The 26,214-nt window shown below is 72.0% G+C and carries 23 protein-coding genes; 11 read left to right on the top strand and 12 right to left on the bottom strand.

The window, feature by feature from the left end:
• Position 1: 1 nt before the first annotated feature.
• Together ACWCO8_RS15335 and ACWCO8_RS15330 are read left to right on the top strand one after the other, a co-directional pair.
• Entirely contained in the window at positions 2 to 1,594 is a 1,593-nt protein-coding gene (locus tag ACWCO8_RS15335) for an acyl-CoA carboxylase subunit beta (RefSeq protein ID WP_362014784.1), read from the top strand.
• A 16-nt stretch (positions 1,595 to 1,610) separates the two neighbouring features.
• The gene (locus ACWCO8_RS15330) at positions 1,611 to 1,826 is read left to right on the top strand and encodes an acyl-CoA carboxylase epsilon subunit (RefSeq protein ID WP_362014786.1); all 216 of its coding nucleotides are present in this window, start codon (positions 1,611 to 1,613) and stop codon (positions 1,824 to 1,826) included.
• A gap of 65 nt (positions 1,827 to 1,891) precedes the next feature.
• Here ACWCO8_RS15330 and ACWCO8_RS15325 read toward each other — a convergent pair whose 3' ends face one another.
• Positions 1,892 to 3,259: an MFS transporter gene (locus ACWCO8_RS15325; protein WP_451032595.1), complete on the bottom strand. Its 1,368-nt coding sequence runs from the start codon at positions 3,257 to 3,259 to the stop codon at positions 1,892 to 1,894.
• Between the two features lie 69 nt (positions 3,260 to 3,328).
• Between ACWCO8_RS15325 and ACWCO8_RS15320 the strand changes: the two genes are divergently transcribed.
• From ACWCO8_RS15320 to ACWCO8_RS15310, 3 genes are all read left to right on the top strand, one after another.
• Positions 3,329 to 3,979 carry a TetR/AcrR family transcriptional regulator gene (locus ACWCO8_RS15320; protein ID WP_451032594.1) on the top strand — a complete coding sequence of 217 codons (651 nt, stop codon included), beginning with the start codon at positions 3,329 to 3,331 and terminating at the stop codon, positions 3,977 to 3,979.
• A gap of 80 nt (positions 3,980 to 4,059) precedes the next feature.
• On the top strand, positions 4,060 to 4,188 hold the full coding sequence (gene mmpB, locus ACWCO8_RS15315) for a morphogenic membrane protein MmpB (protein ID WP_361442946.1): 129 nt from the start codon (positions 4,060 to 4,062) through the stop codon (positions 4,186 to 4,188).
• A gap of 67 nt (positions 4,189 to 4,255) precedes the next feature.
• A complete protein-coding gene (locus ACWCO8_RS15310) occupies positions 4,256 to 4,861 on the top strand; it encodes a nucleoside triphosphate pyrophosphatase (RefSeq protein ID WP_451032593.1) in 606 nt (201 codons plus the stop codon).
• An 18-nt stretch (positions 4,862 to 4,879) separates the two neighbouring features.
• Here the strand turns inward: ACWCO8_RS15310 and ACWCO8_RS15305 are convergent, their stop codons facing one another.
• Complete coding sequence (locus ACWCO8_RS15305) at positions 4,880 to 5,305, bottom strand: hypothetical protein (RefSeq protein ID WP_451032592.1); 426 nt, start codon at positions 5,303 to 5,305, stop codon at positions 4,880 to 4,882.
• Between the two features lie 362 nt (positions 5,306 to 5,667).
• Between ACWCO8_RS15305 and ACWCO8_RS15300 the strand changes: the two genes are divergently transcribed.
• Together ACWCO8_RS15300 and ACWCO8_RS15295 are read left to right on the top strand one after the other, a co-directional pair.
• Positions 5,668 to 7,422 (top strand): acetyl/propionyl/methylcrotonyl-CoA carboxylase subunit alpha, encoded by a 1,755-nt coding sequence (locus ACWCO8_RS15300; RefSeq protein ID WP_451032591.1) that lies wholly within the window; start codon positions 5,668 to 5,670, stop codon positions 7,420 to 7,422.
• Between the two features lie 76 nt (positions 7,423 to 7,498).
• Positions 7,499 to 8,053, top strand: coding sequence for a TetR/AcrR family transcriptional regulator (locus tag ACWCO8_RS15295; protein WP_451032590.1), 555 nt, complete (start codon positions 7,499 to 7,501; stop codon positions 8,051 to 8,053).
• A 75-nt stretch (positions 8,054 to 8,128) separates the two neighbouring features.
• On the opposite strand, the gene ACWCO8_RS15290 is transcribed toward ACWCO8_RS15295, so the two are convergent.
• The gene (locus ACWCO8_RS15290; protein ID WP_451032851.1) at positions 8,129 to 9,049 is read right to left on the bottom strand and encodes a DeoR/GlpR family DNA-binding transcription regulator; all 921 of its coding nucleotides are present in this window, start codon (positions 9,047 to 9,049) and stop codon (positions 8,129 to 8,131) included.
• A 213-nt stretch (positions 9,050 to 9,262) separates the two neighbouring features.
• Positions 9,263 to 10,702, bottom strand: a complete 1,440-nt coding sequence (locus ACWCO8_RS15285; RefSeq protein WP_362017442.1) for an NAD(P)H-quinone dehydrogenase — start codon at positions 10,700 to 10,702, stop codon at positions 9,263 to 9,265.
• Between the two features lie 194 nt (positions 10,703 to 10,896).
• Between ACWCO8_RS15285 and ACWCO8_RS15280 the strand changes: the two genes are divergently transcribed.
• From ACWCO8_RS15280 to ACWCO8_RS15265, 4 genes are all read left to right on the top strand, one after another.
• Positions 10,897 to 11,334, top strand: a complete 438-nt coding sequence (locus ACWCO8_RS15280) for a gamma-glutamylcyclotransferase (protein ID WP_362017444.1) — start codon at positions 10,897 to 10,899, stop codon at positions 11,332 to 11,334.
• Positions 11,335 to 11,516: 182 nt separating this feature from the next.
• Positions 11,517 to 12,320 carry a purine-nucleoside phosphorylase gene (locus tag ACWCO8_RS15275; RefSeq protein WP_451032589.1) on the top strand — a complete coding sequence of 268 codons (804 nt, stop codon included), beginning with the start codon at positions 11,517 to 11,519 and terminating at the stop codon, positions 12,318 to 12,320.
• 175 nt (positions 12,321 to 12,495) lie between these two features.
• Complete coding sequence (locus ACWCO8_RS15270) at positions 12,496 to 14,148, top strand: phospho-sugar mutase (RefSeq protein ID WP_451032588.1); 1,653 nt, start codon at positions 12,496 to 12,498, stop codon at positions 14,146 to 14,148.
• A 186-nt stretch (positions 14,149 to 14,334) separates the two neighbouring features.
• A complete protein-coding gene (locus tag ACWCO8_RS15265; RefSeq protein WP_451032587.1) occupies positions 14,335 to 15,522 on the top strand; it encodes a hypothetical protein in 1,188 nt (395 codons plus the stop codon).
• A gap of 18 nt (positions 15,523 to 15,540) precedes the next feature.
• Here the strand turns inward: ACWCO8_RS15265 and ACWCO8_RS15260 are convergent, their stop codons facing one another.
• From ACWCO8_RS15260 to pstC, 8 genes are all read right to left on the bottom strand, one after another.
• A complete protein-coding gene (locus ACWCO8_RS15260) occupies positions 15,541 to 16,368 on the bottom strand; it encodes a phosphate ABC transporter ATP-binding protein (RefSeq protein WP_451032586.1) in 828 nt (275 codons plus the stop codon).
• Positions 16,369 to 16,388: 20 nt separating this feature from the next.
• Entirely contained in the window at positions 16,389 to 17,264 is an 876-nt protein-coding gene (locus tag ACWCO8_RS15255; protein ID WP_451032585.1) for a sortase, read from the bottom strand.
• Positions 17,265 to 17,301: 37 nt separating this feature from the next.
• Positions 17,302 to 18,432, bottom strand: coding sequence for a hypothetical protein (locus ACWCO8_RS15250; RefSeq protein ID WP_451032584.1), 1,131 nt, complete (start codon positions 18,430 to 18,432; stop codon positions 17,302 to 17,304).
• Between the two features lie 96 nt (positions 18,433 to 18,528).
• On the bottom strand, positions 18,529 to 19,500 hold the full coding sequence (locus ACWCO8_RS15245) for a hypothetical protein (RefSeq protein WP_451032583.1): 972 nt from the start codon (positions 19,498 to 19,500) through the stop codon (positions 18,529 to 18,531).
• A gap of 254 nt (positions 19,501 to 19,754) precedes the next feature.
• Entirely contained in the window at positions 19,755 to 22,217 is a 2,463-nt protein-coding gene (locus ACWCO8_RS15240; protein ID WP_451032582.1) for a hypothetical protein, read from the bottom strand.
• Positions 22,214 to 23,956, bottom strand: coding sequence for a phosphate ABC transporter substrate-binding protein PstS (gene pstS, locus ACWCO8_RS15235; RefSeq protein ID WP_451032581.1), 1,743 nt, complete (start codon positions 23,954 to 23,956; stop codon positions 22,214 to 22,216). The genes ACWCO8_RS15240 and pstS overlap by 4 nt, the downstream gene beginning before the upstream one ends.
• Positions 23,953 to 25,170, bottom strand: a complete 1,218-nt coding sequence (pstA, locus tag ACWCO8_RS15230) for a phosphate ABC transporter permease PstA (RefSeq protein ID WP_451032580.1) — start codon at positions 25,168 to 25,170, stop codon at positions 23,953 to 23,955. Before pstA ends, pstS begins: the two co-directional genes overlap by 4 nt.
• Positions 25,171 to 25,185: 15 nt before the next feature.
• Positions 25,186 to 26,178, bottom strand: coding sequence for a phosphate ABC transporter permease subunit PstC (pstC, locus tag ACWCO8_RS15225; protein ID WP_451032579.1), 993 nt, complete (start codon positions 26,176 to 26,178; stop codon positions 25,186 to 25,188).
• Positions 26,179 to 26,214: the final 36 nt, after the last annotated feature.

Genomic DNA, 26,214 nt, shown 5'->3' with positions numbered 1-26,214 from the left:
GATGTCCGAGTCGGTAGAGCCGCAAGAGATCGACATTCACACGACCGCGGGCAAGATCGCGGATCTTCAGCGCCGGATTGACGAGGCCACCCACGCCGGTTCCGAGCGGGCGGTGGAGAAGCAGCACGCGAAGGGCAAGCTGACCGCGCGGGAGCGGATCGCGCTCCTGCTCGACGAGGGCTCGTTCGTGGAGCTCGACGAGCTGGCCCGGCACCGGTCGACCAACTTCGGCCTGGAGAAGACCCGTCCGTACGGCGACGGTGTGGTGACCGGGTACGGCACGGTCGACGGCCGTCCGGTCGCCGTCTTCTCGCAGGACTTCACGGTCTTCGGCGGCGCGCTCGGCGAGGTCTTCGGCCAGAAGATCATGAAGGTCATGGACTTCGCGCTGAAGACGGGCTGCCCGGTGGTCGGGATCAACGACTCGGGCGGCGCGCGGATCCAGGAGGGCGTCATGGCCCTCGGCATGTACGGCGAGATCTTCCGCCGGAACACCCATGCCTCGGGCGTGATTCCGCAGATCTCCCTGGTCGTCGGCCCCTGCGCGGGCGGCGCGGTCTACTCCCCCGCGATCACCGACTTCACGGTGATGGTCGACCAGACCTCGCACATGTTCATCACGGGACCGGACGTCATCAAGACGGTCACCGGCGAGGACGTCGGCTTCGAGGAGCTGGGCGGCGCGCGCACGCACAACACCACGTCCGGTGTGGCGCACCACATGGCCGGCGACGAGAAGGACGCGATCGAGTACGTCAAGTCGCTGCTCTCGTACCTGCCGTCGAACAACCTCTCCGAGCCGCCGGCCTTCCCGGAGGTCGCCGAGACGGAGCCGACGGACGAGGACCGCGAGCTGGACGTCCTGATCCCGGACTCCGCCAACCAGCCGTACGACATGCACACCGTCATCGAACACGTCGTCGACGACGGCGAGTTCCTGGAGACGCAGGCGCTGTTCGCGCCGAACATCCTCACCGGCTTCGGCCGCGTGGAGGGCTTCCCGGTCGGCATCGTCGCCAACCAGCCGATGCAGTTCGCCGGTTGCCTGGACATCAACGCGAGCGAGAAGGCCGCGCGCTTCGTGCGCACCTGCGACGCGTTCAACATCCCGGTCATCACCTTCGTCGACGTGCCGGGCTTCCTGCCGGGCGTGGACCAGGAGTACGGCGGCATCATCCGCCGGGGCGCCAAGCTGATCTACGCGTACGCCGAGGCGACGGTCCCGCTGATCACCGTCATCACCCGCAAGGCCTTCGGCGGCGCGTACGACGTCATGGGCTCCAAGCACCTGGGCGCCGACCTGAACCTGGCGTGGCCGACCGCGCAGATCGCGGTCATGGGCGCGCAGGGCGCGGTGAACATCCTGCACCGCAGGACGATCGCGGCGGCCGAGGACCAGGACGCCGAGCGCGCGCGGCTCATCCAGGAGTACGAGGACACCCTGCTCAACCCGTACACGGCGGCCGAGCGCGGCTACATCGACGCGGTCGTCCTGCCGTCGGACACCCGCCCGCAGATCGTCAAGGGTCTGCGTCAGCTGCGGACGAAGCGGGAATCCCTTCCTCCGAAGAAGCACGGCAACATCCCCCTCTAGGCCTCAGGGAGTCGACATGATCAAGGTCGTACGAGGAAACCCGACCCCGGAGGAGCTGGCCGCCGCACTGGCGGTGGTCCAGGCCCGGGCCGCGGCGACGGCCGCGGCCTCCGCGGCCGGCGGCAGCGGCCCGGAGGAGCCGGAGGGCTGGTCGGACCCGGCCCGCATCGCCCGTTCGGTACGCCCCCGGCCGGGGCCGCGCTCGTGGGCGCGCTCCTACTGGCCGGCGTAGCCCGACCGTCATGCCGAAGGCCGGACCCCCCGCGGGGTCCGGCCTTTCGTGTGCCCGGGGAGCCGTCACGTGCGGCGCAGGAAGATCCCGGCGAGGACCGCGCCCACCACGACGATTCCCGCGTTGACGAGGACCGCGAGGCCGATGCCGTCGAAGACCGTGGCGGAGGTGACGACGACGGCGCTCATGATCGGCGTGCCCATGGTGATGCCGATCTGCTGGGTCATCGTGGCGAGGCCGGTCGCCATGCCCTGCTCGGAGTCGGGCAGTCCGGAGGTGGCGGTGACCATGAAGCCGACGATGGCGACCATGTTGCCGACACCGCCGACGAACGTGCCGGCGAGGAGCAGCCAGAGCCAGCTCCGGTCGTCACCGAGGGCGTAGAGGGAGACCGTGGCGACGGCCTGGAGCAGCCCGCCGGCGACGAGGGCGGCCCGGGACCCGTACCGGCCGATGAAGCGCGGTGCGAGGACTCCGCCGATGACCGTGCCCGCCCCGAGCACGCCGAAGGACAGGCCGGCGGCGAGCGGCGAGAAGCCCAGGACGTCCTGGAGGTAGAGCGTCATCAGGAAGACCAGCGAGGTCTCGGTGACGAAGGCGACGAGCCCGGCGAGGTTGCCCCAGATGACGGTGGGGCGGGCGAGGATCCGTACCGGTACGAGGGGTGAGGCGGCGCGGCGCTCCACGAACCAGAAGGCGACGAGCAGGGCGACGCCGACGGGCAGGGCCAGGGGCTCGGTGGTGAGGCCGTAGACGAGCGCGAGGAGTCCGCCGGTGACGGTGACCGCGCCGGGGACGTCGAGGCGCGGGCGGACGGCCGGGCGGCTCTCCTGGAGCACGGCGGGCGCGACGAGCAGGACGGCCAGGGCGACGGGGACGTTGATGAAGAAGGCCCAGCGCCAGGAGAGCAGCTCGGTCAGGACGCCGCCGAGGATCGCGCCGGTGGTGAACCCGGCCGACATGAGCGCGCCGTTGAGGCCGAGCGCCTTGGCGCGCAGGGGGCCCTCGGGGAACGAGGACGTGAGCAGGGAGAGCCCGGCGGGCGTGACGGCGGCGGTGGCGAGGCCCTGGGCGACGCGGGCGGCCATCAGCAGGGCGGGGTCGGTGGCGAGGCCGCCGAGGAGCGAGGAGACCCCGAGCAGCGCCATGCCGCCCAGGAAGAGGCGGCGGCGCCCGACGAGGTCGGCGACGCGCCCGAAGAGGAGGGTGAATCCGGCGGCGGCGAGCGCGAAGGCGGTGGCGATCCACTGGAGGTTCGCCAGCGAGAAGCCGAGTCCTTCGCCGATGACGGGCAGCGCGACGTTCAGGATCGAGAAGTCGACGGCCAGCATGAACTGGGCGACGAGGAGGACGAGGAGGACGAGCCGCATCCGTCCGTCCATACGGGCGGCGGGCTGGGTGCCGGCCTGTGACCGGACATCGGTGGCAACCATCGGCGGACCCCTTAATGGGAATCTGATTCCGTTAAGATGTCCCGTACCGTAGCAGACTCGAAGGCGTTAATGGAACAGGAGACCCGTTTGACTGAGAGCCAGCCGGCCGTGCCCGGCACCGTGCGTCCCGGGGGCCGTACCGCGAAGGTGCGCCGGGCCGTCCTCGAAGCGACCGAGGACGCCCTGGCCGCCACGGGCTTCCACGCGCTGAACATGGACCACGTCGCCGCGAGCGCGGGCGTCGGCAAGACGACCGTCTACCGGCGCTGGGGCTCCCCCGTCGGCCTCGTCGCCGACCTGCTGCGCGACATGGCCGAGCGGTCCCTGCCGGCCGCCGACACCGGGAGCCTCGCGGGCGACCTGCGGGCCAACGCCGCGCTCGTCGTCAGGACGCTCACCGACCCCCGGATGGGCGGCGTCTTCCGTGCGGTCATCGCGGCCGCGGCCTGCGACGAGGAGTGCGCCGAGGCACTGAACGGCTTCTACCGGGCCCGCCTGGAGGAGTGGGCCCCGGTGGTGAAGCGGGGCGCGGCGCGCGGCGAGATCCCGCCGGAGACGGACGAGCTGGAGCTGCTGCGCGCGGTCTCCGCCCCGCTCTACTACCGCTTCATGATCACGCGCGAGCCGCTGGGCCCGGAGGACGGCGAGCGGGCGGCCCGGGCGGCGCTGACCTCGGCCGAGGCGGGGGTGTTCACCGCCCCGTCACCCGGGATCAACTAGTCCGTCTAGTTCTTCGGCACCGGGACGCTTGAGTACGAGTACTCAGGCGTCCCGGCCGTCGCACGAGCAGGATCGGACGCATGCTGTGGTCCGACCCGGAGAACGAGCCGCCCAAGGAGATGCGCGACATGCAGGCGATGCTGCGTCGCGCGTCGATCCTGCTGGCCCTGGCGATGGTGGTGGCGATGTTCGTGGTCGGCGTCCACTGAGCGACGGGCGCCCGCCGAGTCGCCGCCAGGAGCGACCGGGAGCGGCCGCACTGGCTACGCTTCCCCCATGACTCCTGATCGCCGCCGTGTCGTGCTCGCCTCCGCCTCGCCCGCCCGTCTCGGACTGCTGCGGCAGGCCGGACTCGCCCCCGAGGTCATCGTGAGCGGCGTCGACGAGGACAAGGTCCACGCCCCGACCCCCGCCGAGCTGGCCCTCGCGCTCGCCGAGGCCAAGGCCGCCCACGTGGCCGCCCGCCCCGAGGTCTTCGGCGCCCTGGTCATCGGCTGCGACTCGGTCCTCGAACTCGACGGACAGGCCCTCGGCAAGCCCGCCGACGCCGAGGAGGCCACCGCCCGCTGGAAGGACATGCGGGGCCGCGTCGGCATCCTCCAGACCGGGCACTGCGTCTACGACACGGCCGCCAAGCGCTACGAGTCGGCGACCGCCTCGACCGTGGTCCGCTTCGGCGAGCCGACCGACGCCGAGGTCGCCGCGTACGTGGCGAGCGGCGAACCGCTCCACGTGGCGGGCGCGTTCACCCTGGACGGCCGTTCGGCACCGTTCATCGACGGCATCGACGGCGACCCGGGCAACGTGATCGGCCTGTCCCTGCCGCTGCTGCGCAGGCTGCTCGGCAAGCTGGGGGTCTCGATCACGGACCTGTGGCACTGACGACGGGACGTACGCCGATCACGCGGGCGCCGGTGCCCCTTCGGGGGTGTCGGCGCCCTTGCCGTACGCCACAAGGGTCAGCACGATCAGGCCGAGCACCACGGTCATGAACGCGAAGGCGCCCCAGCCGATCAGACCGACCGTCACGGCGCCGAGCAGCCCGTGCACGACCGCGCAGCCGACGAGCAGGGCCCGGCCCGCCCGCCCCGGGCGCCGGTCGCGGATGCCGGCGATCAGCGCGACGGTGGCGCAGAGCGCGAGCAGCAGCCCGGAGACGATGCCGAGCACCCACGTTCCGGTCACCATGTGGTCGGGGTCGAGTCCGTCCAGGGACATCGACTGGGCCTCGACGAAACGGGCCATGACGGCGTTGAGCCCGACGATGGCCGGCGCCTCCAGGAACAGCACCCCCGCCGTCACGAGCGCTATCGGTCTGCGGGCCACTTCGGCCACCCCCTGTATACGGCTGTTACCGACAGTACGAACGACTGCGCGAAGGCTACTGCCGGGTAAACCCGCGGACAAGGGTCGGCGACGGACGTTCCCAGGGCAAAGAATCATTGCGCCATTCGTAGGGACTCCACAAAGAAACCTGATCGGCGACTGGTCGCCCGAACAGAGACCTGTGCCACACCTCGGAGCTACTGTGCCGTAGAGGAGTCCTGCGTACCGTGGTACGGCAAGGGATTTCATGACCCCGAACGCCTCGTATCACGCTCCGTGTGGGCAAGCTCACCACTGGGGACGGGTCGAAAGGCCGTGTCGGTAGTCCCTAAACTCAGCTTGTTTTCAAGGAGGGAGCCATCGTGCGCAAGGTGCTCATCGCCAACCGTGGCGAAATCGCAGTCCGTGTGGCCCGGGCGTGCCGGGACGCGGGGATCGCGAGTGTGGCCGTCTACGCCGAGCCGGACCGGGACGCTCTGCACGTCCGCGCGGCCGACGAGGCGTTCGCCCTGGGCGGTGACACCCCGGCCGCCAGCTATCTGGACATGGCCAAGGTGCTCGCGGCGGCGAAGGACTCCGGGGCGGACGCGATCCACCCCGGGTACGGGTTCCTCTCCGAGAACGCCGACTTCGCGCAGGCGGTCCTGGACGCCGGTCTGACCTGGATCGGCCCGCCGCCGCAGGCGATCCGGGACCTCGGTGACAAGGTCGCCGCCCGGCACATCGCCCAGCGCGCCGGCGCCCCGCTGGTCGCCGGCACCCCCGACCCGGTCTCCGGCGCGGACGAGGTCGTCGCCTTCGCCGAGGAGCACGGCCTGCCGATCGCGATCAAGGCCGCCTTCGGCGGCGGCGGCCGCGGCCTGAAGGTCGCCCGCACCCTCGAAGAGGTCCCCGAGCTCTACGACTCCGCCGTCCGCGAGGCCGTCGCGGCCTTCGGCCGGGGCGAGTGCTTCGTCGAGCGCTACCTCGACAAGCCCCGCCACGTCGAGACCCAGTGCCTGGCCGACACCCACGGCAACGTGGTCGTCGTCTCCACCCGTGACTGCTCGCTGCAGCGCCGGCACCAGAAGCTGGTCGAGGAGGCCCCCGCGCCGTTCCTCACCGAGGCGCAGAACGAGCAGCTGTACGCGGCGTCGAAGGCGATCCTGAAGGAGGCCGGCTACGTCGGCGCCGGCACGGTCGAGTTCCTCGTCGGCATGGACGGCACGATCTCCTTCCTCGAGGTCAACACCCGCCTCCAGGTCGAGCACCCGGTCACCGAAGAGGTCACCGGCATCGACCTCGTGCGGGAGATGTTCCGGATCGCCGACGGCGAGGAACTCGGCTACGACGACCCGCAGATGCGCGGCCACTCCTTCGAGTTCCGCATCAACGGCGAGGACCCGGGCCGCAACTTCCTCCCCGCCCCCGGCACCGTCACCACCTTCGCGCCGCCGTCCGGCCCGGGTGTCCGCCTGGACGCGGGCGTGGAGTCCGGCTCGGTCATCGGCCCGGCCTGGGACTCGCTCCTCGCCAAACTGATCGTCACCGGCGCCACCCGCGAGCAGGCCCTGCAGCGCGCGGCCCGCGCCCTTGCGGAGTTCAAGATCGAGGGCATGGCCACCGCCATCCCGTTCCACCAGGCCGTCGTGGTCGACCCCGCCTTCACCGCCGACCCGTTCACGGTCCACACCCGCTGGATCGAGACCGAGTTCGACAACCAGATCAAGCCCTTCGCCCCCGCCGGCACCGAAGCCGACGAGGACGAGACCGGCCGCGAGACCATCGTCGTCGAGGTCGGCGGCAAGCGCCTGGAGGTCTCGCTGCCTTCGTCGCTGGGCATGACCCTGGCCCGTACCGGCCTGGCCGCCGGTGCCAAGCCGAAGCGCCGCGCCGCGAAGAAGTCGGGCCCGACGGCCTCCGGCGACACCCTGGCCTCCCCGATGCAGGGCACCATCGTCAAGGTGGCCGTCGAGGAGGGCCAGGAGGTCAAGGAAGGCGACCTGATCGTCGTCCTGGAGGCCATGAAGATGGAGCAGCCGCTGAACGCGCACCGTTCCGGCACGGTGAAGGGTCTTGTCGCCGAGGTGGGCGCCTCCCTCACGTCCGGCGCCGCGATCTGCGAGATCAAGGACTGACCGCACACCCGCTGTACGAAGGGCCCGCAGGCACACCGCCGGTGGGCCCTTCGCCCGTATCCGGAGGGATGACCGCATGCGTGCCGACGCGCGCCGCAACCACGAACGGCTGCTGACCGAGGCCCGCGCCGCCTTCGCCGAGCACGGCACCGACGCCTCCCTCGAGGACGTGGCGCGCCGTGCGGGGGTGGGCATCGGCACGCTGTACCGGCACTTCCCCACCCGGGAGGCGCTGATCAACGCGGTCTTCCAGGAGGCTCTCGCCGCGCTGGTGCAGCGTGGCGAGGAGTTGGCGGGGGCGGAGGAGCCGTGCCCGGCGCTCGTGGAGTGGTTGCGCTGCCTGATCACTCATGCGAGTGAGTACCGGGGGTTGTCCCGGGCGTTGATGCCCGCCATGTCGGGTTCTCGGGACGCGCGTTCGGCGCTGGCGCAGTGCGGTGTCCCGTTGCACGCGGCGGGCGAGGCCCTGCTGTCCCGGGCCCAGAGGGCGGGGACGGTACGTGACGAGGTGTCGATCGGCGATCTGATGCGGCTGGCCAACGCGATCGCCCTGGCGGCGGAACAGTCCCCGGAGGACCCGGAGTTGGCCGACCGCCTGCTGGCCCTGACCGTACGGGGCCTGAAGCCGTGAGCCGGTAGTACGGCCCCGGCGCACCCGGTGGGCCCCCTGGGGGAGGGACCCCTGAACCGAGCCTTCGTACGAGCCTCAGCGCCGCCGCATGTCCGCCACCCGCGCCGCGCGCTCGGGGGCGAGCACCTCACCGGTCAGTGCCCCGCCCGCGCTGCGGAGCCGGCCACCCGGGTGGGCGGCCCGCTGTCCCGGGAGGGGGACGTCGCGGCGGGGGCGTCCGGGCGGGGGGACCTGGTGGTCACCGCCCGCGCCGGTGCCGGCCACGGCGATCTGCACGCCCTGGTCGGCCAGCGCCTGGAGCTCCGTCGCGGCCCGGTCGTCGTGCGCGGGGGGCTCGTCGGTGACGAGACGGGTGATCACGTCCGTGGGCACCGTCTGGAACATGGTGTCGGTGCCGAGCTTGGTGTGGTCGGCGAGGACCACGACCTCGGCGGCCGCCTGCACCAGCGCCCGGTCCACGCTCGCGGAGAGCATGTTCGACGTGGAGAGCCCGCGCTCGGCGGTCAGACCGCTGCCGGAGAGGAAGGCCCGGGAGACCCGCAGCCCCTGGAGGGACTGCTCGGCCCCGCTGCCCACCAGCGCGTAGTTGGAGCCGCGCAGCGTGCCGCCGGTCATGACGACCTCGACCCGGTTGGCGTGGGCGAGGGCCTGGGCGACGAGCAGGGAGTTGGTGACCACGGTCAGACCGGGCACGCGGGCGAGCCGGCGCGCGAGCTCTTGCGTGGTCGTCCCCGCACCGACGACGATGGCCTCGCCCTCTTCGACGAGGCTCGCGGCGACGTCGGCGATGGCCGTCTTCTCCGCGGTGGCGAGATGGGATTTCTGCGGGAAGCCGGATTCTCGCGTGAAGCCGCCCGGCAGTACCGCACCGCCGTGCCGGCGGTCGAGGAGTCCTTCTGCCTCAAGGGCCCGTACGTCTCGTCGTACGGTCACTTCTGAGGTCTGGACGACGCGGGCGAGCTCCCGGAGCGACACGGCTCCGTTGGCGCGCACCATTTCGAGGATCAACTGACGACGTTCTGCAGCGAACACGAAACTGACAGTAACCTGCGCGGCCGGAACTTTTCAGCACTATGCGCCGAATTGCAGAAGATACGCACAGACGGGGCCTCCAAGTGGTATGGGAGGCCCCGTCGTTGATCGTTCTATGCCCCGCCTTGCCGGGGGTTGTCCAGATCCCCCCAGGCGGGAGGGGTGATCGGCGGGTGATCAGGCCTCGCCCGTCGCCTTTCGGGTGTGCAACTGCCGTGCCACTTCCGCGATCGAGCCCGACAGGGAGGGGTACACGGTGAAAGCGTTTGCGATCTGTTCGACCGTCAGATTGTTGTCGACCGCGATCGAGATCGGGTGGATCAGCTCGCTCGCCTTGGGGGCGACGACACAGCCGCCGACCACGATCCCGGTGCCCGGACGGCAGAAGATCTTGACGAAGCCGTCCCGGATGCCCTGCATCTTGGCGCGCGGGTTGCGCAGCAGCGGCAGCTTGACGACCCGGGCGTCGATCTTGCCCGCGTCCACGTCGGCCTGCGTGTAGCCGACGGTGGCGATCTCGGGGTCGGTGAAGACGTTCGAGGAGACCGTCTTCAGGTTCAGCGGGGCCACCGCGTCGCCGAGGAAGTGGTACATCGCGATCCGGCCCTGCATGGCCGCCACCGAGGCGAGCGCGAAGACGCCGGTGACGTCACCGGCCGCGTAGACGCCGGGGGCGGAGGTACGGGAGACCTTGTCCGTCCAGATGTGCCCGGAGTCCTTGAGCCGGACCCCGGCCTCCTCCAGACCCATTCCGGCCGAGTTCGGGATGGCTCCGACGGCCATCAGGCAGTGGGTGCCGGAGATGACCCGGCCGTCGGAGAGGGTGACCTCGACCCGGTCGCCGACCCGCTTGGCGGACTCGGCGCGCGAGCGGGCCATGACGTTCATGCCGCGGCGGCGGAAGACGTCCTCCAGGACGGCGGCGGCGTCCGGGTCCTCGCCGGGGAGCACGCGGTCGCGGCTCGACACGAGGGTGACCCGCGAGCCGAGCGCCTGGTAGGCGCCGGCGAACTCGGCGCCGGTGACACCGGAGCCGACCACGATGAGCTCCTCGGGGAGCTCCTTGAGGTCGTAGACCTGGGTCCAGTTGAGGATCCGCTCGCCGTCCGGCTGGGCGTCGGGCAGCTCGCGCGGGTGGCCACCGGTCGCGATGAGGACGGCGTCGGCGGTCAGCGCCTCCTCGGAACCGTCGGCGGCCGTCACGATCACCTGACGGGAGCCGTCCATGGCCTGACGGCCGGAGAGCCGGCCGCGCCCGCGCAGCACCCGGGCGCCGGCCCGGGTGACGGAGGCGGTGATGTCGTGGGACTGGGCGAGCGCGAGGCGCTTCACCCGGCGGTTGACCTTGCCGAGGTCGACGCCGACGACGCGGGCGGCCTGCTCCACGTGCGGGGTGTCGTCGGCGACGATGATGCCCAGCTCCTCGTACGAGGAGTCGAAGGTCGTCATCACCTCGGCCGTCGCGATGAGGGTCTTCGAGGGGACGCAGTCGGTGAGGACGGACGCGCCGCCGAGCCCGTCGCAGTCGACGACGGTCACCTCCGCGCCGAGTTGGGCCCCCACCAGGGCAGCCTCGTATCCGCCGGGTCCGCCGCCGATGATCACGATCCGGGTCACTGGGATCTACGCCTCGCGCTCTCGTTCTGCCGGGGGGTCCCCCGCTGGGCTGCAGTGCGTACGCCATTGTCCCGCACGCTTCAAGTGCGTACCCCATTGTCCCGTACGCGGGAGGCGGACTCGCGCCGGGGCCACCGATCGGCCCCACCTCGCACTTCCGCGGACACCCGCTCCCCTCCCGTACCCTCGATCCCATGTCGCTCTACGCCGCGTACGCCGGCAACCTCGACGCGCGGCTCATGACCCGCCGCGCCCCGCACTCCCCGCTGCGCGGCACCGGCTGGCTCAACGGCTGGCGGCTGACCTTCGGCGGCGAGCAGATGGGCTGGGAGGGCGCGCTTGCCACCATCGTCGAGGCGCCGCGTTCCCAGGTCTTCGTCGCGCTGTACGACATCGCGCCCATGGACGAGGACTCCATGGACCGCTGGGAGGGCGTCAACCTCGACATCTACCGGCGGATGCGGCTCCGCGTGCACACCCTGGACGGCGAGGAGCCGGCCTGGGTGTACGTCCTGAACGCGTACGAGGGCGGGCTGCCGTCCGCGCGCTACCTGGGCGAGGTGGCCGACGCGGCGGAGTCGGCGGGAGCCCCGCACGACTATGTGATGGAGCTGCGCAAGCGCCCGTGCTGAGGGCGGCGGGGGAAGCCCATCGGGGTGGCCACTAGCCCATTCGTCGGAAACGACAAGACAACGATCGCATGTCCGTCAGCATCGTCATCTACGCGCGTAGGAATTCTCGGGCTAGGCTTCTGCGGGTACGAAATCCGTCCGGGGCTCCCCTCGGACCCCCCCTCCCCGAGGCGAGAGAGTCAGTGAACGCAACTGCCACCCCGTACGAGGCCGCCGAGGCCGCTGCCGCGCGACTTCGCGAGCTGACCGGAATCGAGACGCACGACGTGGCCCTCGTCATGGGCTCCGGCTGGGCGCCGGCCGTCGACGCGCTCGGCGCTCCGGAGGCCGAGTTCCCCGTGACCGAGCTGCCCGGCTTCCCGCCGCCCGCCGTCGAGGGACACGGCGGCAAGGTCCGCTCGTACAAGATCGGCGCCAAGCACGTCCTGGTCTTCCTGGGCCGCACCCACTTCTACGAGGGCCGGGGCGTCGCCTCCGTCGCCCACGGTGTGCGCACCGCCGTCGCCGCCGGCTGCAAGACCGTCGTCCTGACCAACGGCTGCGGTGGTCTGCGCGAGGGCATGCGCCCCGGCCAGCCGGTCCTGATCAGCGACCACCTCAACCTGACGGCCGCCTCGCCGATCGTCGGCGCGAACTTCGTGGACCTCACCGACCTCTACTCGCCGCGCCTGCGCGCCCTGTGCAAGGAGATCGACGAGACCCTCGAAGAGGGCGTCTACGTGCAGTTCCCCGGCCCGCACTACGAGACCCCGGCCGAGATCAACATGGTCCGCGTCATGGGCGGCGACCTGGTCGGCATGTCCACCGTCCTGGAGGCCATCGCGGCCCGCGAGGCGGGCGCCGAGGTCCTGGGCATCTCCCTGGTCACCAACCTGGCCGCGGGCCTCTCGGGCGAGCCGCTGAACCATGAGGAGGTCCTCCAGGCCGGCCGCGACTCGGCGGCCCGGATGGGCGAGCTGCTCACGCGGGTCCTCGACCGCATCTGAGGTACGGCGGGGCCAGCCAGCCTCGCCGGCGTTTGAGGCGCGGGGTTCGGGGCGGAGCCCCGGTTTCGGGAAGGGGCGGGGTGGGGGAAGGCTCCGCGCAGCGGGCACCCACCCACCCGCGCCCCGCACCCACCCACCCCGCGCCCTCCCCACCCGCACACCCGAAAGGCACACCGTGACGCAGGACGACCTCCTCGCCCGGGCCCAGGCCTGGCTCGCCGAGGACCCCGATCCGGAGACCCGCGAGGAGCTCGCGAAGCTCATCGAGGGCGGCCCGAGCGACGAGCTCGCCGCCCGCTTCGCCGGCACGCTCCAGTTCGGCACCGCCGGCCTCCGCGGCGAGATCGGCGCCGGGCCCATGCGGATGAACCGCTCGGTCGTCATCCGCGCCGCCGCGGGCCTCGCCGCGTACCTCAAGGCGAAGGGCGAGGAGGGAGGCCTCGTCGTCATCGGCTACGACGCGCGCTACAAGTCCGCCGACTTCGCCCGCGACACCGCCGCCGTGATGATCGGCGCCGGACTCCGCGCCGCCGTGCTCCCGCGCCCGCTGCCGACGCCCGTCCTCGCGTACGCCATAAGGCATCTGGGCGCCGTCGCCGGTGTCGAGGTGACCGCCAGCCACAACCCGCCGCGCGACAACGGCTACAAGGTCTACCTGGGCGACGGTTCGCAGATCGTGCCGCCCGCCGACGCCGAGATCGCCGCCGAGATCGACGCGGTCCGCTCGCTGCACGACGTGCCGCGCCCGGAGACCGGCTGGGAGACCCTCGGTGACGAGGTCCTGGACGCCTACCTGGCCCGTACGGACGCCGTCCTGACCCCCGGCTCCCCCCGTACCGCCCGGACCGTCTACACGGCCATGCACGGCGTCGGCAAGGACGTCGTCACGGCCGCCTTCGCCCGCGCCGGCTTCCCGCCGCCCGCGCTCGTCGCCGCCCAGGCCGAGCCGGACCCGGCGTTCCCGACGGTCGCCTTCCCGAACCCGGAGGAGCCGGGCGCGATGGACCTCGCCTTCGAGGCGGCCCGCGCCGTGGACCCGGACATCGTGATCGCCAACGACCCGGACGCCGACCGCTGCGCCGTCGCCGTGCCGGACGCCTCGGTCGAGGGCGGCTGGCGGATGCTGCGCGGGGACGAGGTGGGCGCGCTGCTCGCCGCGCACCTCGTGCACAAGGGGGCCCGGGGCGTGTTCGCCGAGTCGATCGTGTCGTCCTCGCTGCTCGGCCGCATCGCCGAGGCCGCCGGCGTCGGGTACGAGGAGACGCTGACCGGCTTCAAGTGGATCGCCCGCGTGGACGGCCTGCGGTACGGCTACGAGGAGGCGCTCGGCTACTGCGTCGACCCCGAGGGCGTCCGCGACAAGGACGGCATCACGGCGGCGCTGCTCGTCGCGGAGCTGGCCTCGGTGCTCAAGGAGCAGAACCGTACGCTGACCGACCTGCTCGACGACCTGGCGGTGGCCCACGGGCTGCACGCCACGGACCAGCTGTCGGTGCGCGTGGAGGACCTGAGCATCATCGCGAACGCGATGAGCACGCTGCGCGAGCGGCCGCCGGTCCACCTCGCGGGTCTGACGGTGACGACGGCGGAGGACCTGACGAAGGGCACGGAGTCGCTGCCCCCGACGGACGGTCTGCGCTACTACCTGGAGGGCGAGCACAAGGCCCGGGTGATCGTCCGCCCGTCCGGCACGGAGCCCAAGCTCAAGTGCTACCTGGAGGTCGTGGTCCCGGTCGCCGACGCGAGCGAGCTGGTGACGGCCCGCGCGAAGGGCGCCGAGATCCTCGCCGCGATCAAGCGTGACCTGTCGGAGGCGGCGAGCCTGTAACAACGAGCCCGCCCGCTCCTCCCGAGGCCCGTACGGAAGCGATTCCGTACGGGCCTCGTCGTGTGCGGACGACCGTTCCCGTACGGGTGAATCCGCTGCGCCGACCGACGTAACGCGCCTCCCGTGCTCAGGGGGTTCCCGCCAGGGTGACCCGGTGTCCCGCCGAGCCTCCCTGGAGCCGCCGCAGTGCCCCCGGTCCTGACCGCCCGTCCGACCGTTCCGGCCTCCCGGCGGCCTCCGTCCCCAGGGCATGTCCGGCTCCCCAGGCGGGTGCGCGGCGCCCTGCGGCACGCGGCGCCCGCGCTCCTCGGCTATCTGGCCGTACGGCTCCTGGGACTCCTCGTGCTCGGCCGCTGGGCGCACGCCCAGGGCCACGGGATCTGGCCGACGCTCGCGAGGAGCTGGGACTCGCTCTGGTACCTCGCGATCGCGGACCACGGGTACGCGCCGGGGCCGCCCGGTGAGCCGCCGGGTCACCGGCCGTTGGCGTTCTTCCCGCTCTACCCGGCCCTGATCAAGGCGGTCGCGGCGGTCACGCCCGGCTCGCGCGCCTCGGTCGGCCTGGTCCTCGCCGTGGTCTGCTCGCTCGCCGCCGCCTGGGGGATCTTCGCGGTCGGCGACCGGCTGTACGGGCGCCGGGTGGGCACGGTCCTCGCGGTGCTGTGGGGTGCGCTGCCGGTCGCCGTCGTCCAGTGGATGGGGTACACGGAGTCGCTGTTCACCGCGCTGGCCGCGTGGGCGCTGTACGCGGTCCTCGACGGGCGCTGGGCCTGGGCGGCGGGGCTCGCGGTGGCGGCGGGGCTGACCCGGCCGACGGGGATCGCGGTCGCCGCGGCGGTGTCGGTGGCGGGGCTGCTCACGGCGCGCGCGGGCAGCCGCCCGGCGCTCGTCGCCGCGCTCGCCGCTCCCCTGGGCTGGCTGGGGTACGTCGGCTGGGTGGGGCTGCGGCTCGGGCGCTGGGACGGGTACTTCGTGGTGCAGAGGTCCTGGCACAACACGGTGGACGGCGGCTCGCGAACGCTGCGCCAGCTGCGCAGGCAGTTCGTCTACCTCCAGGAGCCGCAGCTGTTCCTGGTCGTGGTCTCGGTCGTGCTGATCGCCGCCGCCGCGCTGTTCGTGCTCTGCGTCGCCGACCGCCAGCCGCTGCCGCTGCTCGTCTTCGCGGGCGTGCTGCTGTGCGTGGTCCTGGGCAGCGGGGGCGTGTACTTCCCCCGCGCCCGGTTCCTGCTGCCCGACTTCCCGCTGCTGCTCCCGCTCGCGCTCGCGGTCGCCCGGGCGCGCCGCCGTGTGGCCGCCCTGGTGCTCGGCGGGGCGGCGCTGTCCTCGGCGTGGCTGGGCGGGTACATGCTGCTGGTGTGGGAGGGCGCGCCGTAGCGCACGCGGTCCGGCGGTCTATCCGAAGCGGCCGTTGACGTAGTCGGCGGTACGGGAGTCCTGCGGCGAGCCGAACATGTCCTCCGTCGCGCCGTGTTCGACGATCACGCCCGGGGTGCCCTGCTCGGCGAGGAAGAACGCGCAGGAGTCGGAGACGCGGGCGGCCTGCTGCATGTTGTGGGTGACGATGACGATCGTGATCTCGGACTTGAGCTCGGCGATGGTCTCCTCGACGCGCCGGGTGGAGGTCGGGTCGAGCGCCGAGCAGGGCTCGTCCATGAGCAGCACGCGCGGCCGGACGGCGAGCGAGCGGGCGATGCAGAGCCGCTGCTGCTGGCCGCCGGAGAGCGCGCCGCCGGGCTGCCGCAGCCGGTCCTTGACCTCCTTCCAGAGCCCGGCCTTGGTGAGGCACTCCTCGACGAGGTCGTCCCGTCCGTCGCGGGTCGCCTTGATGCCGTTGAGCTTGAGGCCGGCCAGGACGTTGTCGTAGAGGGACATCGCGGGGAACGGGTTGGGCTTCTGGAAGACCATGCCGATCTCGCGGCGGGCGTGCGTGATGCGGCGGCCCCGGTCGTAGATGTCCTGTCCGTCGAGGAGGACCCGGCCGGCGAGCGAGGCGGAGCCGATCAGCTCGTGCATCCGGTTGAGGATGCGCAGGAAGGTGGACTTGCCGCAGCCGGAGGGACCGATGAGGGCGGTGACCTCACGGGCCGGCATGGCGAGCGAGACCCGGTCGAGGACCTTGTGGTCGCCGAACCAGGCCGAGACGGCGTCCGCCTCCAGGGCGGCGGCGCCGGAGGTGGAGTGGATCGGCGGCAGGGTGACGGTGTCCGCTGCATCGGTCATGGTGGTGAACTCCTGTGCGTTCAGAGCAGGTTGGGGAGCAGCCGGGTGAGCTGCCCGGAGACGAGGACGCCGAGGGCGAGCAGGACCGGCACGGCGGCGACCCAGGTCTGCCTGGTCCCCCATCTGCGGTGGGCGGCGACGGTGAGCAGCGCGGCGAGCAGCAGCCCCTGGATGCCGAGGAAGACCGCGAGCCAGGCGCTCTGGTCGCCGGCGAGGGGCTTCTCGGCGGCGGTGATCCAGCCGGGGCGCAGCGGCCGGGGCGGGCTGGGCTGCGCGGCCGAGACCAGCTTGGCGTCGATGTGGACGATGTCCCGGGGGGTGTACGCGCCGCCGCTCGCGGTCGTGAGGACGAGCCGGCCCTGGCCGGCGCCGGGTGCGGGGCGGAGCGGCTGGCCGGGGCGGCGGACGCCCTCGACCTCGTACACCGCCTTGCCCTGTCCGGTCGTCACCTCGATCCTGGTCCCTGCGGGCAGCCGGTGGACGCCGACGAAGGGGCTGCCGTACCCCCACTGGCGGCCCATGATCGTGCTGATGCCCTCCTGTCCGGGCAGGGGCGTGTCGCGTCGGTGCCCCGGCCCGGACATGAGGACCTCGGAGGTGGTGCCCTCGGCGACGACCTCCCGGAGCCCGAGGGCGGGGATGCGCAGCAGGGCGACGGGGGCGCCGAGGGCGAGCTGCTTGCCGTCGAAGGTCTGCTGGCCCACGGGGGCCGTTCCCAGGGCGAGTTGCTCGCGCAGCTCGTCGTACGCCGTGCGCTGGTCGCGGGCGTGCTGGAGATGGCCGACGACGGTCAGGTTGGCGGCGAAGCCGATGAGCAGCGCCGCGAGCACGCACAGTGCCGCCCCGGTGAGGGCGAGCCCGGGGCGGCGGGCGGCGGTCGGCGAAGGGGTCGTCACGGGAGGGCTCCGGCGTGGATCGGAGGGCTGGGACGGATCAGAGGAAGGTGAGCAGTCCCTTGCGGCGGACGTGGATCACCAGCGCGGCGCCGAGCAGGACGAGCGAGAGGGCACCGAGCGCGGCGGCGGCCATGGGCGTACCGGTCGCGGCGAGCGACCCGTTGCCGCCGGAACCGCCGGACGAGCCGCCGGAACCGGACGTGCCGGACGAGCTGTCACCGCCCGAAGTCCCGGCCGTGTCGGCGGTGTCGGTGGGGTCGGGGGTCGGCGTCCCGGTCTCGCTCGGGGTCTCGCTGGGCGTCTCGGACGGGGTCTCCGAGGGGGTCTCTGACGGCGTTTCGCTCGGGGTGCCGGACGGGGTGTCGGTGGGGGTCTGCGTGGGGGCCGGGGTGACGGTGTACGTCGCCACGCTGCCGGCCGACGGGGCGTGGGCGTCGGGGTCGGTCGGCGCGAACGTGGCGAAGAGGCTGATGACGCCCTGCGGGAGGGCGGTGGTCTTCAGGACGGCGGTCCCGGACGCCGGGGTCACCTTGCCCAGTTCGGTGCGGGTGCCGCTCTTCTCGTAGCCGAAGGTCACCTCACCGGCGACGGTGGCCGGCGCGACGGCGGCCGTGAGGGTGACCTCCGCGCCGAGGACGGCGGTGGCGGCGGGCGCGGCGGTCAGCGAGGTCGTGGTGGACTCGGCGTCGACGACCGTCCAGGTGTCGCCCGTGACCCGGATGTTGGTGCTGAAGTAGGCGGCGGACGTGGTGTGGTTCTCGCCGGTCTTGAGGCAGTGGAGCTGGAGCGGGTAGACGCCGTCGAACGCGGGGCCGGGGAGCCACCCGATGACCTCGATGGTCCCCCGGGGCAGATCGACGTCGACCGGCCCTGTGCCGGTGTAGCCGCCGACTCCCGTGGTCTGCATCCGACGGACCTGTCCGTTGGCCGGGTTGACCATGTAGAGGCCCAGCTCCGTGGTCTGCGCCGGGCAGGCCACGTCGGTGGTGACCCTCTCGTCGAGTACGTCGTAGGCGGAGCCCGTCGTCGGCGACAGGGTGAGCTTGCCGAGCCGTTCGGCCGCCCGGGCGTCGGTGGAGAGCGCCAGGGTCGCCGCGAGTGCGCCGAGGAGCAGGCCGAGCGCGGTGAGCAGGGCTATGGGTGATCTGTGCGGTGCGAGCCGGTGCATCTGGTCTCTCCACGAGAGGTGTCGGTGGATACGGGAGGGGGCCGGGCACCCTCGCGGGTGCCCGGCCTGGGGTTCGGGTGGCGTGGGCCGCCCGGGTCAGCGCTCGGCGCGGAGCGTGGTGTCGCCGCAGTTGGCGACGGTGCCGAAGCCGTAGGCGGAGATGGTGGCGGTGTCCAGGCAGACCTTGGACGAGGAGCCCACGAAGGTGGAGGCGATCGTGGCGTCGGTCAGCTTGGCGGTCGGGACGACGTTGTAGACGTCACGGGCGAGCGGGAAGGAGACGTTCAGCGTGCCGTTGGTGTTGCGCGGGGCGACACCGGCGATGGAGCCGAGGACGGCCGCGCCGCGGCGGTCGGTGACGTTGCCGTTCTCCTGCGCGATGTACTGCGCGACGGAGTAGGGAACCACGTCGCCGGCGCTGTCGAGGACGGTGCCGTCGTTCTCCTGGACACCCTGCGTGACGCAGGCGCCCGGCGTGGTCACACCGATGGAGCTGAGGAAGAACTGGCGCGTGCCGGAGTTGGCCTGCGGCAGGATCGGGGTCAGCGCGACACCGTTCAGGGTCGTGATGGAGCACTCGTAGATGCCCTTGAGGTCGGCCGTGGTCAGGTTCGACGGCAGGGCGCTGTCCGAGCGCTTGGCCCACGTCACCGCGTCCTTGGCGAACGGGATGAAGGTGAGGTCGGTGGTCGTGGTGTCCACCGGGCCGCGCGAGGAACGGGCGACGTCCACACAGCCGGAGGCCGTGTCGACGGCGTTGCGCAGCGCGTCGATGCCGGCGGAGGAACCGTTCGGCCGGTTGATGACGCAGTCGGTCGCCTTGGTCTTGATCGTCGCCGAACCCGTGGCGTTCCACGAGGCGATGATCTTCGCGTTGGCGGCGTCCCGGACCGAGTTGCCGAGGCCGTTCAGGACGTCCTGGGTCGTGTCGGAGCCGACGGCGGCGAGCTGGCGGTAGTCGGTGACCGGAACCGGGTCGGCCTGGGCGGCGGGGGCGGCCATGACACCGAGGCCGAGGGCGGCGGCACCGACGACGGCACCGATACGAGCGCGGGACTTGACGTTCACTTCTGTTCTCCTCCGTGAAAACGGATGACGAAAGCCAGGAAAGGGACGCACAAGCAAATCCGGATTATTCTGCGACCGGCCCGTCGACCGGCCGAGGAGAACAATTCCGCAGACCTCCCCCGAACGGCCACAAAATCCAGCCACAGTTTGGGTTACCAGTTCCTTTCCTAGGTGACTCCAAGGGAATTCCATGAACGGTGTACGGAATCCCCGGAACCGGTGTCGCTGGTTCCGGGGATTCCGGACGGCAGGGGTCAGCCGCTCGCCGCCCGCCACGCCGAGTACCGCAGCATCACCGGTCCTGCGAGCCCCGCCGCGCCGCCCGCGACCAGGACGCCGAGCAGCACCCAGCGGACGACGCCGAGCACCTCGGAGGGGGTGGTGCCGGAGTCGGCGAGCTGCTCCTTCGGGGAGGTGTCGCCGCCGCCGGTCGAGGCCGACGCACCGGTCGCGGCGGAGGGCGAGGTGGACGGGTCGCCCGCGCCCCCGTCCGTACCGGCGCCGCCCGAGGACGCGCCCCCGGAGTCGCCGACCGAGCCGCCGCCCGATGAGCCGCCCGCCCCGCCGGAGCCCGAGGCGTCACCCGACGAGCCGCCGGGCCCGCCCGCCGTCTGCCCACGCTCCAGAGCGTCGGCCGCCGCGTTGGCCTGCGTCTTCAACCTGGCCGGCATCGGCGCGTACCCGTACGGGAGTTCACCGGGCGCGGTGCCCTGCTTCTGGCCGGCGCCCGCCGCGTGGCGCAGCACCCGCGCGTACTCCTCGCGGGCCTCCTTGGGCTGCGCGAGGGTGGCCGCCGCGTAGGTGACGATGGTCAGCGGGTACGCGGCGCCGCGCGCCCGCGAGGGGTCGGAGTCGAGCACCCCGGGCTCCGCGGAGTCCTTGAACCGGTCCACCGCGGCGAGCATGGCGGCCGTCGTGGGCTGCACATAGGTGCCGTCGGCGTTCGGCAGGGCCGCCGTCTGGATCTGGTACCGCGTGGACGAGGGGGTGTCCATGATCCCGTAGGCCTTGCGCGCCCCGGGGAGGTACTCCGCGGGGTACAGCTTGATCTGCCCCGTGGAGTCGTCGCGGGCTTCCAGGGTGCCGCCGTTGTTGCCCTTGCGGACCAGTCGGGCGGCGTCGTGCATGTCGATGGAGTACGGCGAGCGCTCGGTGATCGTGTACGTGATCTTCTTGCCGCCGGACTCGAGCTCCGTCTCGGTCGGGTCGACCTTCGGGAATTCATTCGTTCCGGTCGTGCCCAGCTGCAGACCGCTGAAATTCGGATTGAGCTTCGTTCCCCAGGGATCGGGTTTCCCTTCGAGGAACGCCTTGGCGTCGGCGTTCGAGCGCAGGTATTTCCAGACGACGCTGTTCACGTCGGACCGCTCGGCCGAGAGGACGATTCCGCCGGGATAGACCTGGGGAGGTTGTGCCGCCTGCTCGAAGGCGGGATTGAGCTTGAGGAATTCGGGGTCCCGGACGATGGACTGCGGATTTCCCGCCAGATGCGCCGGGGCCGGGTCCTTCTGGGTGAGGTACCGGACGTCGTACGCGTAGGAGTACGTGAGGAGCTTGGCGAGGAGCCGCTGGTTCAGCCGCAGCTCGGGCACGCGCCCGATGAGGTTCGCCTCCCAGAAGAATCCGACGGTCAGTCCGCTCACCGCGACCGGCGCGTGCACGACCCCGGCGTCCTTGGCGCCCTCGACCGGATCGACCGTGAAGACGAGGCCGGGCGCGTTGGGAGTGCCGCTGGTCAGGGCGGTACGGGCGAGGTCCTCGCCGCGCTGGCTGAAGGTGAACCGCGACGACCCGCCCGCGCAGAGCGTGGACTGCCAGGAGGTGATGGCCTCGGTGACGAGCTCCGACCCGCTGAGCCGCAGCTCCGCCCGGTCCGCCGGACAGGGATCGCCCACCGGAAGGAAGTCGAGCGGGAAGACGATCCGCCGCTCCCAGTTCGAGGTGCTCAGGGGGGACGTGTTCAGCTGACCGCCGCTTCCCGTCGTTCCGTCGGGGTCGTGAACGCCCCGCGGGACGACGACGAGCCAGCAGGAGCGCCCCCGGGTGACCCCGTCCCGCCGTACCGGATCGCCGCAGCCGAGATGCGGCGCCTCGCGGGTCGTCTGCAGGCTCAGGACGGCCTGGCCGGTGCCGTCGGGCTTGGTGTTGGCGAAGACCTCCTCGTTGGTGTCACCGGGGCCGAAGTACGTGAAGTCGCTCCGCTTCCTCGTCGGCGGGCCCTCCACCGGCTGGAAGGGGACGAACGGCTGCATCTGCTCACTCGGGGCGTCCGGGTCCGGGACGGTCTCGTCGTACTGCGTCTCGCGGGGGTCCTTGCCGAGCTCCAGCTCCCGCAGACTCGTCCGGAGGCCGAAGTCCGACGCACCGGACACCACGCCGAACTGGCACTGCTCCCGCTTCGGCCCCGAGGCGTCGTCCCCCCAGCACTGCATGATCTGGAGGAAGTTGTTCTCGGTGCCGTTCGTCGGCTTCCCGCCCTTCCAGCTGACCTTCACCCCCTGCGCGCGCAGGTTCTTGGTCTGGTGGACGGTCACTTCCAGGTCGGAGAAGTCGTCGTACTCGCCCTTCGTGCCCTTCTTCGTCACCGCCGAGGCGTCCTGGCCGCCGTCGCCGGTCGCCGCCGCGGCCGGGAGGTCCTGGGGCAGCGGCAGCAGCGCCAGGACGACCGCGGCGAGGAGCGCCCCCGCACCGGCCCTGACCCGGATCGCCGTTCTCATATCAGGCCTCCCTTACGGCGGTTACGGGCGCCGAGCGCGCGGCCCACCAGCGGGGGCCCGACCACGACGCCGAGCAGCAGCACGCCGGACAGGGCCATCAGGAGCGTGCGCAGTCCGCCGGCCGCGTCGGAGGCGAGGGTGACCGGCGTACCGACGACGGAGGAGTCCCCGCCGCCCCCGCCGGCCGCCCCGCCGTCGAGGATCTGCCCCGTGTCGGGGTCGACGGCCCCGCCACCGGTCGTACCGGCCGTGCCCGTGGCACCGCCCGTCGCACCGCCGGTCGCCGCGCCGCCCCCGGTCGCACCGGCCGTGGACGCCCCGCCGGTGGCACCGCCCGAGCCGCCCGTCGTACCGCCCGTGGAACCGCCCGAGCCCGACCCGGAGCCGGACCCCGCCCCCGAGCCGCCCGACCCCGAACCGCCGTTGTTCACCGGCGTCTTGGTGCCCTTGGCGCCCGCCGTGCCGTCGGCGCACTGCGTCGGGCCCTTCTTGTCGCAGGCCTTCGGCCGGGGCGCGTTCTTGGCGAGCGTGTTCGTGCCGTCCGGGGAGAACGTGGGGTTGCGGCACTTGGAGAGGTCAGGTGCGCCGGTCGGGGCGCCGGGGATGCGGCGGACCTGGTCGAAGCCGGCCTGGACGAGGTTCTTCGGCAGCGGCGAGTAGCCCAGCTCCTCGGCCTGCTGCTGACCGTCGCAGAGGAAGTACTGGGCGAAGGTGCCGAGCGAGCGGCCCTTCTCCTTGGTGTGCGGGGAGCTCTCCGTCGTCGGGACGATCATGTACGAGTAGCTGGAGAGCGGGTAGCTGCGCTCGTCGCCCGAGCGGTAGACGTCGTCCAGGATCTGCGTCAGGTAGTTCGAGGAGTTCCTGTCGCCGTTGATCCGGGCCTTCAGCAGCGCGACGGCCACGCTGGAGGCGGTCGGCTCGATGTAGTACCCGCTCTTGTTGAGCACCTTGGCGACCGGGAAGTGCGCGTTGAGCGCGTACGAGTACTCGACGTAGGTGATCGCGCCCTCGCCCTGCGGCTGGCGCACGTGCGCGGAGACGCCGAGCGACTGCGACTTGGCGACCATCGTCGAGCCGGGCACGACCGGGAAGTAGGAGGTCATGCCGCAGGGCGTCTGGCGGCCCGCGCGCCGGCAGTAGTCGTTCCAGACCCCGCTGTGCTCCTTGGCGAGCCAGGTGGTGAACTGCGCGGACGTGCCCGAGCCGTCGGAGCGGACGACCGGCACGATCCGCCGCGCGGGGAGGGTGAGGCCGGGGTTGTCGGCCTTGATCTCCGGCGCGTTCCACATCGTCAGTTTGCCGGTGAAGATCCCGGCGAGGACGGGACCGGAGAGCCGCAGGTTGGTGACCTGCCGGCCGCCGATCTTGAGGTTGTACATGAAGGCCGTGCCACCGGCCACGATCGGCATGTACGCGTAGCCGCGCTTCGGCGGTACGTCGGTGACGTTGCCGTCCTTGAGCCCGTACGGGATCTCGGAGACGGCGAAGTCCATCGTGCCGTTCTTGAACTGCTCACGGCCCTGGGAGGAGCCGTTGGCGTTGAAGTTGACGGTCAGGCCGATGTTCGCGCCGATGTTGCGGCGCCACTGCTCGACCGCGTTGGAGCTCCAGGTGGAGCCCGCTCCGGTGATCTTCGTGTATCCGGCGGCGTGCGCGGCGGGCGGCTGGACGGTCGCCAGAACCGCGCACAGCACGGCCCCGAGGGCCAGGCCGATCCGGACGAGGGTTGCGGGTCTCACGGGGTGCTCCTTGTCGGACGACGTACGGATGCGGGCGCCGGGGCCTTCCCGGCCATGCGCTCGGCGTCCCGCCGGGACGCGAGGACCCGCCGGTGCTCCTGGCGCTTCGTCAACTGGCCCGGTCCGCGCCCGCCGACGATCCGCGCGACGACGAACAGGAAGAGGACGAGCAGCATCAGGACGGCGGCGGTGCCGAAACCGCGCGCGATCATGTTCGGTTCGGGCGACTTGACCAGCTCGAAGGTGGCCAGCGGCAGGGAGACCTGGGGCCCTGAGGTCGGCAGGGCGTTCAGCTCCGCCGTGAAGCCGGCCGTGAGAAGCACGGGCGAGGTCTCCCCCACCCCGCGCGCGGTGCCGAGGATGACGGCGGTGGTCAGACCGGAGCGCGCGGTCGGCAGGACGACGTGCCAGACCGTCCGCCAGCGCGAGGAGCCCATCGCGTACGACGCCTCGCGCAGCGTCCCCGGCACGAGCCTGATGACGACGTCGGCGGCCCGGATGATGATCGGCAGCATCATCACCGAGAGCGCGAGCGAGGCGGCGAGCCCGGAACGGTCGACGCCGAGGGCCAGGATGATCGTCGCGTAGATGAAGAGGCCCGCGACGATCGACGGCAGCGCCGTCATCGCCTCCACGATCGTGCGGACGAGCCGGGCGAAGGCGCCCGGCACCTCGTTGAGGAAGACCGCGCAGAGCACCCCGGTGGGCACGGTCAGCGCGAGCGCGATGAGGATCTGCTCCAGCGTGCCGACGACGGCGTGCAGGACACCGCCGACGTCGAGGGGTTCCAGCGGGCCCGCCAGGCTCATGTCCTCGGTGAAGAAGTTGAGATGGACGAGCGCCTTGCGCCCCTCCCAGAGCGTGAACGCCACCACGAAGACGAGGACGGCGACCAGGACGATCCCGGCGCTCCGCACGACGACGGAGGCGAACCGGTCGCGTACCGCCGGACCGTCCTCGTCGAAGGAGACGAGCAGCGCGTACAGGCCGAGGAAGAGGACGTACGCGACGAGGACGAAACCGACGGCCCCGCTGAAGGGCAGCAGCCGGGCGAAGAGCAGCCAGGTCAGGGCGATCGAGGCGGCCGCGGCGCCGAGGGTCGCGTAGACGTCGGTGGCGCGCAGTCCGCCGGTGGCGCGCCGCCGCTCGCCGACGGACGGCCGGGCGGGCGCCGTCCCCTTGGTCAGGGGCGGTCTCTCCGGGGCGATGGTCATCGGGACGGGTCTCCCTTACGCGTCGCTGGAGGCGCCGGAACGGCTGCGGGCGACGATGGACGAGGCGGCGAAGTTGACGATCAGGGTCATGACGAAGAGCGCGAAGCCGGCGGCCATCAGGGCGGACATGCCGAAGGTCGTGGCCTCGCCGTAGCGCAGCGCGATGAGCGACGACACCGAACTCGTACCGGTCTGGAGGATGTGCCACTGCACGGTGAAGACCTGCGAGATGACCATGTAGACGGCGATGGTCTCGCCGAGGGCGCGGCCGAGGCCGAGCATCGTGCCGCCGATCATGCCGCCCTTGCCGAAGGGCAGGACGACGCTGCGGATCATGCCCCAGCGGGTGGCGCCGAGCGCGTACGCGCCCTCGCGCTCGCCGGCCGGGGCCTGCGAGAAGACCTCGCGCATGATCGAGCAGATGATCGGCGCGACCATCATCGCGACGACCAGGCCGGCGACGAAGGTCGAGGAGGTGTAGATGGTGGGCGGCGCGAGCGGGTCGGAGGGGTCGGCGCCGTCGACCCGGAAGAGCGGGATCCAGCCGAAGTACGTGGCGATCCAGCGGGCGATCGGGAGGATCGACTCCTCCAGGAAGAAGACGCCCCACAGGCCGTAGACGACGGACGGCACGGCGGCCATCAGGTCCACGGTGGAGATGAGGGTCTTGCGCAGCCCGGGCGGCGCGTACTCGGAGATGTAGAGCGCGGCGCCGGTCGCGAGCGGGACGGCGACGGAGATCGCGACGAGCGCGATCAGGATCGTCCCGACGATGACCGCGGCGATCCCGAAGCGGCCCGCGTCCGGCTCCCATGCCTCCGTGGTGAGGAACGACCACCCGGCCTGGGAGAGCGCTTGCCACGCGCGCAGCAGAAGAAAGCCTCCGACGAGCACCATGACCGCCAGGACGAATCCGCCGCCGCTCCGCGCGACGGTACGGAAGATCCGGTCGGGCAGACCGGGGTCACTGTGCAGTCGTCTCGGTGCGTCTGTCGTCTCTGTGGTCACGGTGACGACGTTCATCCGGTCCGGTGGACGCCCCCG

This window comes from Streptomyces sp. NPDC001927 (assembly GCF_053594455.1).
Note: the sequence above shows the minus strand (reverse complement) of the source record. Positions and strands in the feature narration are given on the sequence as shown.